This window comes from Bosea sp. RAC05, assembly GCF_001713455.1.
Lineage (GTDB): Bacteria > Pseudomonadota > Alphaproteobacteria > Rhizobiales > Beijerinckiaceae > Allobosea.
In genome coordinates, this window is sequence record NZ_CP016464.1 from 3535634 (window position 1) to 3548983 (window position 13350).

At 71.1% G+C, this 13350-nt stretch carries 13 protein-coding genes; 8 read left to right on the forward strand and 5 right to left on the reverse strand.

Going from position 1 to position 13350, the window contains the following annotated elements:
- Position 1: 1 nt before the first annotated feature.
- From flgA to flgF, 3 genes are read right to left on the reverse strand one after another with little or no spacing between them, the layout of a single operon-like run.
- On the reverse strand, positions 2–1072 hold the full coding sequence (gene flgA / locus BSY19_RS20230) for a flagellar basal body P-ring formation chaperone FlgA (RefSeq protein ID WP_083247732.1): 1071 nt from the start codon (positions 1070–1072) through the stop codon (positions 2–4).
- A gap of 17 nt (positions 1073–1089) precedes the next feature.
- Complete coding sequence (gene flgG / locus BSY19_RS20235; protein ID WP_069055705.1) at positions 1090–1881, reverse strand: flagellar basal-body rod protein FlgG; 792 nt, start codon at positions 1879–1881, stop codon at positions 1090–1092.
- 22 nt (positions 1882–1903) lie between these two features.
- A complete protein-coding gene (gene flgF / locus BSY19_RS20240; protein ID WP_069055706.1) occupies positions 1904–2647 on the reverse strand; it encodes a flagellar basal-body rod protein FlgF in 744 nt (247 codons plus the stop codon).
- 289 nt (positions 2648–2936) lie between these two features.
- Here flgF and fliL point away from each other — a divergent pair, with 289 nt between their 5' ends.
- The 5 genes from fliL (at position 2937) to BSY19_RS20265 (ending at position 9548) form a co-directional block, all read left to right on the forward strand.
- Positions 2937–3455 (forward strand): flagellar basal body-associated protein FliL, encoded by a 519-nt coding sequence (gene fliL / locus BSY19_RS20245; protein WP_069055707.1) that lies wholly within the window; start codon positions 2937–2939, stop codon positions 3453–3455.
- A gap of 48 nt (positions 3456–3503) precedes the next feature.
- On the forward strand, positions 3504–4634 hold the full coding sequence (gene fliM / locus BSY19_RS20250; RefSeq protein ID WP_069055708.1) for a flagellar motor switch protein FliM: 1131 nt from the start codon (positions 3504–3506) through the stop codon (positions 4632–4634).
- A 13-nt stretch (positions 4635–4647) separates the two neighbouring features.
- Positions 4648–5103, forward strand: coding sequence for a DUF6468 domain-containing protein (locus BSY19_RS20255; protein WP_069055709.1), 456 nt, complete (start codon positions 4648–4650; stop codon positions 5101–5103).
- Positions 5100–5963 carry a MotE family protein gene (locus BSY19_RS20260; protein WP_069055710.1) on the forward strand — a complete coding sequence of 288 codons (864 nt, stop codon included), beginning with the start codon at positions 5100–5102 and terminating at the stop codon, positions 5961–5963. Before BSY19_RS20255 ends, BSY19_RS20260 begins: the two co-directional genes overlap by 4 nt.
- 1086 nt (positions 5964–7049) lie before the next feature.
- On the forward strand, positions 7050–9548 hold the full coding sequence (locus BSY19_RS20265) for a tetratricopeptide repeat protein (RefSeq protein ID WP_069055711.1): 2499 nt from the start codon (positions 7050–7052) through the stop codon (positions 9546–9548).
- 15 nt (positions 9549–9563) lie between these two features.
- Here BSY19_RS20265 and fliP read toward each other — a convergent pair whose 3' ends face one another.
- Together fliP and BSY19_RS28035 are read right to left on the reverse strand one after the other, a co-directional pair.
- A complete protein-coding gene (gene fliP, locus BSY19_RS20270; RefSeq protein ID WP_069055712.1) occupies positions 9564–10343 on the reverse strand; it encodes a flagellar type III secretion system pore protein FliP in 780 nt (259 codons plus the stop codon).
- 136 nt (positions 10344–10479) lie between these two features.
- On the reverse strand, positions 10480–11886 hold the full coding sequence (locus BSY19_RS28035) for a flagellar biosynthetic protein FliO (RefSeq protein WP_171905180.1): 1407 nt from the start codon (positions 11884–11886) through the stop codon (positions 10480–10482).
- A gap of 223 nt (positions 11887–12109) precedes the next feature.
- Here BSY19_RS28035 and flgB point away from each other — a divergent pair, with 223 nt between their 5' ends.
- From flgB to fliE, 3 genes are read left to right on the forward strand one after another with little or no spacing between them, the layout of a single operon-like run.
- Complete coding sequence (gene flgB / locus BSY19_RS20280; RefSeq protein WP_069055714.1) at positions 12110–12523, forward strand: flagellar basal body rod protein FlgB; 414 nt, start codon at positions 12110–12112, stop codon at positions 12521–12523.
- A gap of 54 nt (positions 12524–12577) precedes the next feature.
- Positions 12578–12988 carry a flagellar basal body rod protein FlgC gene (flgC, locus tag BSY19_RS20285; RefSeq protein ID WP_069055715.1) on the forward strand — a complete coding sequence of 137 codons (411 nt, stop codon included), beginning with the start codon at positions 12578–12580 and terminating at the stop codon, positions 12986–12988.
- A gap of 14 nt (positions 12989–13002) precedes the next feature.
- Positions 13003–13326: a flagellar hook-basal body complex protein FliE gene (fliE, locus tag BSY19_RS20290; protein ID WP_069055716.1), complete on the forward strand. Its 324-nt coding sequence runs from the start codon at positions 13003–13005 to the stop codon at positions 13324–13326.
- Positions 13327–13350: the final 24 nt, after the last annotated feature.

Here is a 13350-nt window from a genome sequence, read left to right on the forward strand (position 1 = left end):
ATCAGGGCGCGCTGGCGACGCGGCCGGAGGCGGACGCCTGGATCGAGATCCGGCCGGGCCCGCTCACCGTGCCGTGCAGCACGCGCTTGGACTGGGGGTTGGTGACGCTGACGACATCGCCCATCGCGCCGGCCTCTCCGGCCCGGCCGCGCATGGTGATGGTCAGGCCGCGGGATTCGTAGACCAGCGTAACCAGGTCGCCCTTGGCGACGATCTCCTCGCGGCGCAGATCGCCGGCCCGCAGCGGCGCCCCGGCCATCAGGGCCCGGGTCGCGACCTTGTCGATGGCGACGCGCGGATCGCCGATCAGATCGGTCACCTGGCCGTCGCGCGGGCGGCGCTCGACCACGACATCGGCCTTGCCCAGGGTCTCGCCGCGGGCAATCGCGCGCCTGGGCACGATCACCTCGACGGTCTCGACCAGCTGGCCGGCGATGCGGACCGGCTTCAGGCGCAGCGCCATGCTGCCGGGCACCGTCACCCGGGCCTGCAGGCGCCGCGTGCGGGCGTCATAGGCGAGATCGCTCACCACGGCCTCGCCGGTCAGCTCGGGCTCGACCGCAATCGTCGGCGCGCCGCCGTCGATGGTCAGGGCGAAGGCGCGGGCATCGACGCCGTAGCGCTCCTGCAGCCCGGTCTTCACGGCCTCCTCGATGTCCGACGCCATGACGCGGCGCGCCGCGCGGGTGACGACGACCTGCGCCTGGCCGGCGCCCTCGAGCTCGGCGGCCGACGTGATGATGCCGGCCCCGCGCGCCGCCTCGACGATGCGCGCGACCTGGATCGTGCCGGTCTCGCCCAGCGCCGGCGCCCGGAAGGCCGGAGTCTGGGCCGCCTCGAGGCCGAGCCCGGCGATCAGGTCGCCGAAGGAGACGAGATCGCGCGACAGGGTGATGTCTGAGCGCAGCTGCAGGCGGCTCGGCCGGGCCGGCACGGCCGCCGGCGCCGGGGCCGTCGCGAGCGCGGCCACCGCGACGGCGGGACGGGTCGGCGACGGCGCCTGCGCGGCGGCGGCCTGGGCGCCGAGCAGCAGCGCGGCGGCGAGCGAAAGGCAAAGCGTGGAGCGGGTCATGAGCGTCAGCCTCCCGATCAGCCGCGGAACATCGAGGTCGTCGCCGACATCATCTGGTCGGCGGCGGTGATGACCTTGGAGTTCATCTCGTAGGCGCGCTGCGCCGCGATCAGCGAGGACAGCTCGGTGACCGCCTGGACGTTGCCCTCTTCGAGATAGTTCTGCTGCAGCGTGCCGAAGCCCTCGCCGCCGCCGAAGCCGTCGATCGGCTGGCCCGAGGCCGCCGTCTCGATGAACAGGTTGTCGCCGATCGATTCCAGGCCGACCTTGTTGACGAAGCGCACGAGCTGGATCTGGCCGATCTGCTGCGGCGCCGCCTGGCCGGGCAGCGATACCTCGACCGCGCCCTGCGTGTTGATGCTGACGCTGGTGGCGTTGTTGGGCACCGTGATGCCCGGCTCGACCTGGTAGCCGTCGCGGGTGACGAGCTGGCCCTGGGAGTCGAGGTCGAAGGAGCCGTCGCGGGTGTAGGTCGTGCGGCCGTCGGGCATGCGGACGCGGAAGAAGCCCTCGCCCCGGATGGCGAGATCGTACTGCTTCTCGGTCGAGGACAGGTTGCCCTGCGTCATCACCCGGCCGGTCGAGACCGTCTTGACGCCCGAGCCGACGAAGGTGCCGGCGGGCACCTGCGTGTTCTGGTCCGAGGTCGCCGAGCCGGCGCGCCGGAAGTTCTCGTAGAGCAGGTCCTGGAAATGGACGCGCTGGCGCTTGTAGCCGGTGGTGCGGACGTTGGCGATGTTGTTGGAGATGACCTGGACGTTGAGTTCCTGGGCCATCATGCCGGTGGCGGCGGTCTGAAGGGCGCGCATGGCTTAAGGTTCCTGTCCTGGATCAGGCCTGCTGGTCGGCCAGGCGCGAAATCGCCTTGCTGCGCAGCTCGTCGGCCTTCGACAGCATGTTGGCGACGTTCTGATAGGAGCGCTGGACCTCCATCAGGCGGGTCATCTCGATCACGGCCTTGACGTTGGAGCGCTCGACCGCGCCGGGCTCGAGCCGCGCCTCGGGCCCCGCCGGCAGCGGTGGCGTTGCCGAAGCGAACAGGTTGGCCCCTTCGCTGCTGAGCAGGCGGGCATCGGCGAAACGCACCATGCGCAGCTTGCCGCTCTGGCCCTGGTCGGTGGAGACCGTGCCGTCGGGCGCGATCCGCGGATTGCTGTCGGACGCGCCGAAGTTGATCGGGCCGCCATCGCCCAGCACCGGCTGGCCCGACTGCGTCACGAGCTGGCCCCGGGCGTTGATGTCGAGCGAGCCGGCGCGGGTGTAGCGGTCGCCGGCCGGGGTCTGCACGACGAGGAAGACGTCGCCGCGCAGGGCGACGTCGAGCGGGTTGCCCGTGCGCTCGACCGCGCCCTGCGACAGGTCGATCGGCGTGCCCTTGTCGACGACGAAGGACAACGGCTTGTCGGCCGGCTTGAAGCTGTCGGCGCTGGCCTTGGGCATGATGAATTCGTTGAAACGCGCCGAGCGCGTCTTGAAGCCGTTCGTGCTGACATTCGCCATGTTGTTGGCGATGACATCCAGCTCTCGCCTCAGAGCCATCTGACGCGACAGGCCGACGAGAAGCGCGTTCTCCACGGCGTGGTCTCCCGATTGTCGTTCCGTGGCCGTTTCGACGCTCCCCAGCGCAGCGGCCACATCTCCGGATCCGCAAGCGCCGTGCCAGGATGGTTAATCCGGTCAAGCCACTGTTTTCAAACGATAATCATGGCCGGATCGGTTGGTGCGGACCCTGCAGGGTGCGGCCGGGCGGCAAGATCGACCCGGCAGATTTTGCCCTCCTTAACGACGCGTTAACCGTGACTGTTCAGGGTGGCTCAGACGGTCCGCCGCAGGCGGGCCACAAGGCATTCCGGGGCATGCAGCGATGGCGAAGAAGCCCAAACCCGCCGAGGACGGCGCCCCCGCCGAGGGCGCGGCCGAAGGCGGCGGCAAGAGCAAGAAGAAGCTGATCATCATCGTCGCCGGCGTCCTGGTGCTGGCGGGCGCCGGTGGCGGCGGCTGGTTCTTCTTCATGAAGAAGCCCTCGCCCGAGCAGATTGCCGCGGCCGAGGCGGCCAAGAACGTCAAGAAGCCGGTCGCCTTCATCGAGATGAAGGACATGATGATCAGCATCGCCGGGGGCCCGCAGCAGGAGCGCCAGCCGATGATCAAGATCAAGGTCGTGCTGGAGACCGCGGACGCCAAGATTTCCGACGAGATCAAGCCGCTGCTGCCGCGCGTCGAGGACGCCTTCCAGGTCTTCCTGCGCGAACTGCGCCCCTCCGACCTCGAAGGCTCGGCCGGCATGTACCGCCTGAAGGAAGAGCTGCTGCGCCGCGTCAACGTCACGGTCTTCCCGGCCAAGATCGACGCGGTGCTGTTCAAGGAACTGCTGATCCAGTGACCCGGCCGGGTCGAGCCGAGGTCCAGTAACGGAAGCGACGACAGTCCCATGAGCACGAGCGATCGCGACAACGCCGGCGCGCCTCCCAAGGACGAGCCCCTGAGCCCGGAGAGCATGGCGGCCGAATGGGCCACCATGCCCGACATCGTCGAGGAGGAAGGCGAACCGGAAGGCGGTACCGACCGCCTGATGAGCCAAGACGAAATCGACACGATGCTCGGTTTCTCGCTCGGCGACGACAAGAACGAGCGCAACGGCATCCAGGCGATCGTCGATTCCGGCTCGGTCTCCTATGAACGCCTGCCGATGCTCGAAATCATCTTCGAGCGTCTCGTCCGCCTGCTCACCACCAGCCTGCGCAACTTCTTCACCGACAACGTCGAGGTCACGCTCGAGAGCATCCGCTCGGTGCGCTTCGGCGACTATGTCAACTCGATCTCGCAGCCGGCGATGCTCTCGGTCTTCAAGGCCGAGGAATGGGACAATTTCGGTCTGGTCACGATCGAATCGGCCCTGATGTACTCGATCATGGACACGATGTTCGGCGGCAAGCGCGGCCAGCCGGCGCCGCGTGTCGACGGGCGGCCCTTCACCTCGATCGAGATCCGGCTGATCCGCCGCGTCATCTCGCTGATTCTCGGCGATGCCGAGGCGGCCTTCAAGCCGCTCTCGCCGGTGACCTTCACCATCGACCGCATCGAGTCGAACCCGCGTTTCGTCTCGATCTCGCGTCCCGCCAACGCCGCCATCCGCGTCGAGCTGAAGTTCGACATGGAAGGCCGCGGCGGCGCCCTCCACATCATCCTGCCCTATGCCACGATCGAGCCGATCCGCGACCTGCTGCTCGAAAGCTTCATGGGTGAGAAGCTCGGGCGCGATCCGATCTGGGAGAACCACCTCGCGACCGAGGTCTGGCAGACCGAGGTTCCGGTGACCTGCGTGCTGCACGAGACGCAGATGCCGCTGAAGCGGATGATGAGGCTCGAGATCGGCGACACGCTGATGTTCGATGCCCGCCCCGATTCCTTCGTCTCGCTGCGTTGCGGCGACTTCGTGGTGACCGACGGTCGCATCGGCCGGGTCGACGACAAGATCGCGGTGCAGGTGGTCACCCCGCTGCGCCGTTCCAAGACGACCATCGCCGCCTTCGACTCCAACCAGCACGGCCAGAACTCCTGACAGGCGTATCCAGATGACGATCACCCTCATCGCCGACGTGCTGGTCGCCAGCCTCCTCGTCGCCACCATCATCACCTGCTACGTGCTGACCAAGCGCATCGAGCGCCTGAAGGCCGACGAGGCCGGCATGCGCCAGACCGTGGGCGCCCTGATCGCCGCCACCGACACCGCCGAGCGCGCCATCGCCGGGCTCAAGAACACGCTCGGCGATTGCGACCGCACGCTCGCCGAGCGGCTGCAGACGGCCGAGCGCTACGCCGCCGACCTCGCCGCCCAGATCGAGGCCGGCCAGGTCGTGATGGACCGCATCGGCCAGATCGTCAGCGCCGCTGCGCTGGTCGCGCCGAAGGCGGCCGAGGCCCCCGCGCCAGCCGAGCCGGCCCCGATCGCGCGGCTGGCGAGCGCCGCCCAGTCGGCAGCCGCCATCCGGGCCCGCGCCGCGCGCCGGCTGGAGGGCCACGCTGCGTGATCGAGCGGCCCCGCCTGCTTCCAGCCGTCATCCTCGGCGCCATGGGTCTCCTGGCGCTGAAGCTGCTCGCCTGGACGTCGGAGCCCTATCCCGGAAAGATTCCGGCCAGTTCGCCGGTGATCGCCGCCGCCCCGGCCCCGGCGCCGGAGAAGCCGGCCAAGCCGGAGAAGGAGGTCTGGGCCATGGCCAAGGTCATCGCCCATGCCCATACGCCCGACCCGCCCTTCTTCGATCCCGAGACGACCGGCTCGGTCGACAAGCCCGATCCCAAGAAGGATGCGGAAAAGGCCGAGGCCGCCGCCAAGGAAGAGGCCGCCCGCGCCGCCAACCCGCTCAACAAGGCCGGTATCATCAACGGCGTCGCCGCACCGGTCTCGCCGGCCGAGAAGGCCCTGCTGGAGCGGCTCGGCGCCCGGCGCGAGGAGATCGAGTCGCGGATGCGCGAGCTCGAGATGCGCGAGCGCCTGCTCGACACCGCCGAGAAGAAGCTCGACAGCCGTGTCGGCGATCTCAAGGAGCTCGAGACCAAGGCGGGTGTCGGCGGGGCCCCCAAGCCGGCGGGCGAGGAGTCCAAGGCCATCAAGAACCTCGTCATCATGTACGAGGCGATGAAGCCCAAGGACGCCGCCCGCGTCTTCGACCGACTCGGCCTCGACGTGCTCGTCCCGGTCGTCCAGCAGATGAACCCGCGCAAGATGTCCGAGGTGCTGGCCGTGATGGCGCCCGACCGGGCCGAGAAGCTGACCGTGGCGCTGGCAACGATGGCGCGCAGCCCGGTCGCGGCCGGCCCGGCGCTGGACGCCTCCGCCCTCCCCGGCACGGAACTGCCGGCGATCGCGCCCGCCCCGCGGCGGCGCTGATCCGCCGCACCGGCCGGCGCGCGCCCTTAACCCTGCATTATCCTTGACAGGCTAGCGTCCGGTGATCGGGGCGGTCTGTCCGGCCGGCTCCGACCATGTCGTGTTGCGTGAGTGTCCGGCTTTGCGTCTCCCGCGTTCCCTCGCCTTCGGCATCGCCCTGTCGGCCCTCGTCGCCGCCGCCGGCCTCGCTGCGCCGGCGCTCGCGGCGAGCGCGACCATGCGCGGCGAGGTCATGCCGCCCGGCTTCGGCCGCCTGTCTCTGACCTTCGACGAGCCGACGCCGACACGCATCCGCGTCTCCAACGGCGTGCTGGTCGTGGCCTTCGGCACGAGCGTCAAGGTCGATGTCGCCCGCATCGCGCGCGAATTGCCGACCTATGTCTCGGTCGCCCGGGTCGATCCGGACGGGCGCGGCATGCGGCTCGCGCTGACGCGTCCCTATCGCGCCAATCTGATCGAGGCGGGCGAGCGCGCCTTCATCGATCTGCTGCCCGAGAACTGGCAGGGCGTGGTGCCCGGCCCGCCCGCCGAGGTGCTCGCAGACATCAGCGAGCGGCTGCGCGTCGCCGAGGCCAAGGCCCGCGAGGCCGCCCGCGCCGCCCTGCAGTCGCGCCGGGCGCTCGGCGTGCGCAGCGCCAGCCTGCCGACGCTGGAGCGCCTGATCTTCGACGTCGCGCCGGAAACCAATCTGAAGCCGGAGCTTGCCAATGGCGAGCTGACGCTGACCTTCGACCGGCCCATGACCGTCGACCCCGCCGCCGTCCGCAATGCCCTCCCCGACGGCATCGCCCTGCGCGGGCAGGAAACGACCGCCGGCGCCACGACGCTCGCCCTGAAGGTGCCCAAGGACTGGCAGGTCCGCAGCTTCCGCGACGAGGACGGGCTGCTGCTCGACCTGCTGAAGCCCGCCCCGCCCCCGGCCGTGGCGCTGCCCCAGCCTCCGGCGCCTGCACCCGAGCTGGCCGCGGCGACGGCCGCTGCGGCTCCGCCGCCCGCAGCCGCCCCATCGACCGACACGCCCCTGCCCAGGCCCAGGCCCAGGCTGCGCCGGCGGCCGCCGCGCCCGCAGCCACCGTCGCGCCGCCGGTGGTCGATCCCGATCCGCAGCCGGTCAAGATCACGGCCAACGGCACGAAGCTCGATTTCCGCTTCCCGCGCCGGACGGGAGCCGCCGGCTTCGTCGAGGGCGGCCTGGCGACACTGGTCTTCGACACGCGCGACACGATCGACCCCGCCGATCTCAAGGGCGTCCTGCCGCAGATCGTCGAGGATGTGAGCGTGAGCCGCGAGGGCAAGGTCGTGCTGGTCCGGCTGCGGCTGGCCGGACAGCCGCTCACCCGCCTCTTCGACGACGCCACGACCTGGACGCTCGCCTTTGGCGAACAGGGCGGCAGGCCGGCCGAACCGCTGGCGCCGACCCGGACGAATGACGACCAGGGCCTCACCGTCGTCGCCGTGCCCCTGCGCGGCATGACCGGCGTTCACTGGCTGGAGGCCGGCCCCTCCGGGCTGCCGATGGCCGTGGCGACCGCGACCGGCCCCGTCCGGGTCACCGCGAAGCCCTACCAGTTCGTCGAATTCGGCCTGCTGCCGACCGCGCATGGCGTCGTCGTCATGCCGCGGGCCGACGACCTCCTCGTGCGCGCCGGCACCGAGCAGGTCCGCATCGGCCGCAGCGGCGGCCTGACCGTCTCGATGGACGTGGCCGCCCCGGAGAAGAACGGCGAGGCCAAGGCGGCAGACGTCCGCACGCCCCTGATCGACACCGAGCAGTGGAACAGCCTCGTCGTCGGCGCGGTCCGCGAGCAGGAGCGCGCCCTGCTGCGCGAGATCGTGGGCGCCTCGCGCGCCCGCAAATCCGACACGCGCCTGACGCTGGCCCGTTTCTATGCCGCCAACGGCCTCCTGCCGGAGGCCAAGGGCCCGCTCGCGGCCGTGATGGCGGACGATCCCGCGATGCGCACCAACCGCGGGGCCCTGTTTCTCAAGGGGCTGATCGCCACCCGCATGCACCGCCACAAGGAGGCCCTCGACGCCTTCGAGGCGCCGGCGATCAAGGACGATCCCGAGACCGGGCTCTGGCGCGCGCTGATCGACCATCGGCGCGGTCGCCATGCCCCCGCCATGGCCGGCTTCCGCCGCGGCGACGCGATGCTCGATGGCTATCCGGTCGACCTCCAGGCGGAGCTGCGGCTCGCCAAGGCGCGCTCCGCCCTGGCGACGCAGGACATGACGACCGCCGAGCGCGAGGTCGGGCTCTTGGCCGGCCTGCCACCCGACGCGGTCAACCAGGAGGAACTCGAGCTGCTCCGGGCGATGCTGGACGATGCCGCCGGCAGGCCCGACAGCGCCCTCGCCGCCTATCGGCCGCTCTTCGAGGCCCGCAGCCGGCCCGTTGCGGCGGAGGCGCAGCTTCGCGCGGTCAAGCTCGTCCAGGCCGAAAAGCGCGCCGATATCGGGCCCGACGAGATCCTGGCGCGTCTGGAGACGGTGTCGATCATCTGGCGCGGCGGCGAACTCGAGATCGAGGCGCTGGCCGAACTCGGACGGCTCTATGGCGATGCCCAGCGCTGGCGCGACGCCTTCATGGTCGCGCGGCGGGCGAGCGAGACCTTCCCCGAGCACCCGCTGACGCGGCGCATGCAGGACGAGACGGCCCAGCGCTTCGCCGACCTGTTCACCGGCTCCGGCCTCGACAAGCTGCCGCGCATCGAGGCGCTGGCGCTGTTCTACGACTTCAAGGACTTCCTGCCGATCGGCCGGCGCGGCGACGAAATCACGCTGCTCCTCGCCGACCGCCTCATCGGCCTCGACCTGCTCGACCAGGCCAGCGAGATCCTGCGCTACCAGATCGAGCGGCGGCTCTCCGGCGCGGCCCGCTCCACCGTCGCGGCACGGCTGGCCATGGTCAACCTGATGAACGGCAAGCCGGCCGAGGCGATCCGCGCCCTCAACAGCACGCGCCTCGTCGAGCTGCCCGCCGACGTCAAGCGCGCCCGCCTCCTGCTCGAGGCCAAGGCCCTGTCCGATCTCTCGCGCACCGACCAGGCGCTCGACCTGCTCGAGGTCGAGCGCGGGCCCGAGATCGACCGTCTGCGGGCCGACATCTACTGGACCGGGCGGCGCTGGCGCGAGGCCGGCGAGTCGCATGAGCGCCTCCTGGCCGAGAGCTGGCGCGGCGAGACGCCCCTGACCGACGGCCAGCGCGCCGACGTGATGCGGGCGGCCATCTCCTATGTCATGGCCGACGAGGCGCTCTCCCTCGACCGGCTGCGCAGCAAGTTCGCGAGCAAGATGGCGCAGAGCACCGACGCGCGCACCTTCGCCTTCGTCACCGGGGCCAACCGCACCAGGGCGGCCGACATCCGCGACATGGCCCGCGCCGCGGCGGCGGCCGGTGCCGACAACCTGTCGGACTTCATGCAGGCCTATCGCGAGCGCTATCCGGCCTATTCGGCGGCCCCGCGCCAGAAGAAGCCCGAGGCTTCGGCCGAGCCTCCGGCGCCCGATGCGCCCCTGCCGCCGACGCCGGCCGCCGCCGGCGCCCCGCCCGCGGGCACGCCGCCCGCCCCCGGGCGAAGCTGAGACGGAGTCCGCCCCTCAGCCGCCGTAACTCTTCACGAGCGAGCCGGCGACGAGCCCCCAGCCGTCGACGAGGACGAAGAAGATCAGCTTGAACGGCAGCGCCACCGTCACCGGTGGCAGCATCATCATGCCCACCGACATCAGGATCGACGCGACGACGAGATCGATGATCAGGAAGGGCACGAACAGCAGGAAGCCGATCTCGAAGGCGCGCCGCAGCTCCGAGATCATGAAGGCCGGCACCAGCACATGGATCTGGACCTCCTGCGGCGTCGCCGGCGGCGGCTCGCGCGACATCTCCATGAACAGCGCCAGATCCTTCTCGCGGACATGCCGCAGCATGAAGGTCTTGAACGGGATGATGCCGCGGTTATAGGCCTCGGCCGGCTGGATCTGCCCCGCCACCAGCGGCGCGACGGCGGTGGTGTAGGCCTCGCGCAGGGTCGGCGCCATGACGAAGCCGGTGAGGAACACCGCCAGCCCGATGATCACGGCGTTGGGCGGCGCCGTCTGCGTGCCGAGCGCCGAGCGCAGCAGCGACAGCACGACGACGATGCGCGTGAACGACGTCACCATGATCAGGATCGACGGCGCCAGCGACAGCACGGTGATGACCGCGATCAGCTGGAGCGCGCGCTCGGCGACGCCGCCGCCCTGCCCGAGATCGAGCGAAAGCGTCTGCGCCAGCGCCGGCCCCGCAGGCACGGCCAGCAGGATCGCCCACAGGGCGAGCCTGCCGGTCACGGCGCGCGGGCTCCGCACGCAGCGGCGCCATCTCGCAGAGAAGCAGATCATGGTCCCGCACACGGCCGTGGTTGCGCCCGAATCAACCCGTCGGACTTCGCCACGCTAGAGCCGGGTTCGCTGCGCCAGCAACGGGCGCAGCGGCGTCAGAGTGCCGCGTGCGCGCGAAACCTGTTGATCGCGCGGCTCAGGACTTCGCCTGCGGGTCGCGGCCGAGCAGGCGGGCGAACTCCGCCTCGATCGCATCGACGGAGAAGGGGTCGATCGCCTTGGGATCAGCCTCGGGCTCCGGCTTGGACGGGGATTCGGGCTTGGGCTCGGGCTCGGCAACCGGCTCGGGCATCGCCGGCGGCACGACGGGCGCCGCGGCGACCGCGATCACGGGCTCGCTCGCCGCGGCGGGCTCGGCCGCCATCGCCGGCGGGCGCAGGTCGATGTCGGGAGCGGCCGGCGCGGCGGGCTCGGGGGGCAGCGGGAGCGGCGCGGCTGCGACAGGGGCCGGCGGCGGCTTCGGCGGCTCGACCGGCTTGTTGGGCTCCGCCGCCTTGGGCGGTTCGGGCGGGACGACCGCCGCGGCGGGCTTCGGCACGATGCGCTCGGGCTTCAGGCCGAGCGCCATCTCCAGCTCCGCCTCGACATCGAGCGGCACGATCCGCGTCGGCGCGGGAGCGGGAGCGGATACGGGTTCCGGAGCCGGCACGAAGACCGGCGGGGCCTCGCTCTTGACCGGCGCGGGCGCCGGCTCGGCCGGCTTCACCACGGGCTCCGGCACGGGAGACGGGATCGGCGCAGCGGCCGCTGGCGCAGACGACGGGCGCACCGCGGAGAACGGACGCTTCAGCGCCTCGTCGAGCTGGCGCGCCATGTCGTCGAGCTCGACCGGGCTGGCGACGGGGGCCGGCGCATGGTCGCGCGCGAAATTCGGCGGCTGAACCGATGGCGCCGGAGCCACCGGCACGGGCGGCGGAGCGATCACGGGCTCGGGGATCACGGGCGCCGGAGCGGGCGTTGCGGGCACGGGCGGCATCGCCGCCTTCGCCACCGCGGCCGCGCCCAGCAGGGCGGCGCCGCCCGCCGCGGCCGCGACAGCAGCCTCCGCCGCCGTGGGCGACAGGCGCGAGGGCACGCGCGGCGGCGGCTCCGGGAAGGCCGGGACCGGCGCCACCGGGGCCGGCGGTGCGGCGCGGCGCGGGTCCTCGGCCGGTTCGCGCGGCTCGGGCGGGATCAGCGTGTCGAAGGGCAGCGGCCGGTCGGGCAGGCCGAAATCCGGCTGGGCGGGCATCGCCGCCCGCCCGCCGCTGCGCACGATGTTGGTTTCGACGACCACGTCGGAGGCGCCGCCGATCATCACCAGATGCTCGACATTGTCGCGGCGGATCAGCACGAGCTGGCGCTGGCGGTCGAGATCGTGGATGTCGACCACGCCAAGCCGCGGCTGCCGGGCGCGGCCGCCGCCCTGCCCCTTGATGCGCAGCCGGCCATCCTTGATCTGCCGCGCGAACAGGCCCAGCAGCACCAGCAGGACCAGAATGACGCCGAAGGCGATGACCCACTTCTGCGCGGTCGGGAGATCGAAGCCAAACAAGCTCTGCAAGGTCTGCCTCATAAGCGACGGCGGGGCCGGGTCCCGGCTGCCGGAATCCACCCGATGTTGAACACGCTGGCTATAGCATAGCGCCCGCGCTTTCAGGAAACATGGTGAATCCGTGGTTAACCGGATGCTCGAAACCCGGCGGCTTTAACCGCTCGTTAACCATGCACCCGGCAAGATTTACCCAGTGCAGCGGCTTCGTGCCGGCAGTGGGAGGGCAACCGTCATGGCGAATTCGGCCCTGGGCACAGGCGGAAACCTGATGCAGGCGCTCAAGACGCGCATGCATTTCCACCAGTCGCGCCAGAAGGTGCTGGCCGAGAACGTCGCCAATGCCGACAGCCCCGGCTTCCGGCCGATGGACGTCAAGGCGCCGACGATCCGGGCGGGTGGCGCCGGCGGCGTCGGCGGTGTCTCGCTGGCGCGCACCAGCGAGGGGCACATGGGCATCGGCGGCCGCAGCGACGGCTTCGACAGTGCCCGCGCCCGCCGCTTCGAGACGACGCCCAGCGGCAACGCCGTCAATCTCGAGGACGAAATGATGAAGGTCGCCCAGAACCAGTCCGACTATCAGCTCGCCGCCTCGCTCTACAGCAAGGGCCTCGGGCTGATGAAGATCGCGATCGGCAAAGGGCGCTGACGCCGTCGGGCGCCGTCGAGGCGCCCGCATCGCGGACCAGGGAGAACGGGCGACATGGATCTTCTCAAGAGCATCGCGGTGGCGACGTCGGGGCTGCGCAGCCAGTCCGGCCGCATGCGCGTCATCGCCGAGAACGTGGCCAACGCCGATTCGGGGCCGGAGCGCGCCGGGGCCGACCCCTATCGCCGCAAGATTCCGACCTTCCAGCGCCGCTTCGACCGCGAGCTCGAGGCGCAGGTGGTCGACATGGGCCGCGTCCAGCGCGACCAGAGCGCCTTCCGGGTCAAGTACGAGCCGGGCAACCCGACGGCCGACGCCGCCGGCAACGTCAAGATGCCCAACGTCAACTCGCTGATCGAGACGATGGACATGCGCGAGGCCCAGCGCAGCTACGAGGCCAATCTCAACCTGATCTCGTCGACGCGCCGGATGATCCAGCGCACCATCGACATCCTGCGCGCCTGAAGGGAACGACCGTCATGGCCACGCCCAGCTTCGCCGCCGGCGCCTATGCCTCGATCCAGGGGATGGGCGCGGGCAACCTGCTCCGCAAGCCGCAGACCGCCTCCGGCTCCGCCAGCGGAGGCCCCGACTTCGCCTCCATGATCGGCAAGGCGCTCGAGGCCACCGCCGATGCCGGCCGGCGCTCCGATGCGCAGGCGGCGTCCGTCGCCGCCGGCCGCGCCGACGTCGTCGACGTCGTCACCGCCGTCGCCGAGAGCGAGGCCGCGATCGAGACGCTGGTCGCCGTGCGCGACCGCGTCATCGCGGCTTACGAAGAAATCATGCGGATGCCGGTCTAAAGCCCGGCCGATCAGGACGACATC

What these genes read in the sequence shown, in the direction of transcription:
- flgA (WP_083247732.1), bottom strand. Translation starts at nt 1,072, where the DNA reads ATGACCCGCTCCACGCTTTGCCTTTCGCTCGCCGCCGCGCTGCTGCTC.
- flgG (WP_069055705.1), bottom strand. Translation starts at nt 1,881, where the DNA reads ATGCGCGCCCTTCAGACCGCCGCCACCGGCATGATGGCCCAGGAACTC.
- fliL (WP_069055707.1), top strand. Translation starts at nt 2,937, where the DNA reads ATGGCGAAGAAGCCCAAACCCGCCGAGGACGGCGCCCCCGCCGAGGGC.
- fliM (WP_069055708.1), top strand. Translation starts at nt 3,504, where the DNA reads ATGAGCACGAGCGATCGCGACAACGCCGGCGCGCCTCCCAAGGACGAG.
- BSY19_RS20255 (WP_069055709.1), top strand. Translation starts at nt 4,648, where the DNA reads ATGACGATCACCCTCATCGCCGACGTGCTGGTCGCCAGCCTCCTCGTC.
- fliP (WP_069055712.1), bottom strand. Translation starts at nt 10,343, where the DNA reads ATGATCTGCTTCTCTGCGAGATGGCGCCGCTGCGTGCGGAGCCCGCGC.
- flgB (WP_069055714.1), top strand. Translation starts at nt 12,110, where the DNA reads ATGGCGAATTCGGCCCTGGGCACAGGCGGAAACCTGATGCAGGCGCTC.
- flgC (WP_069055715.1), top strand. Translation starts at nt 12,578, where the DNA reads ATGGATCTTCTCAAGAGCATCGCGGTGGCGACGTCGGGGCTGCGCAGC.
- fliE (WP_069055716.1), top strand. Translation starts at nt 13,003, where the DNA reads ATGGCCACGCCCAGCTTCGCCGCCGGCGCCTATGCCTCGATCCAGGGG.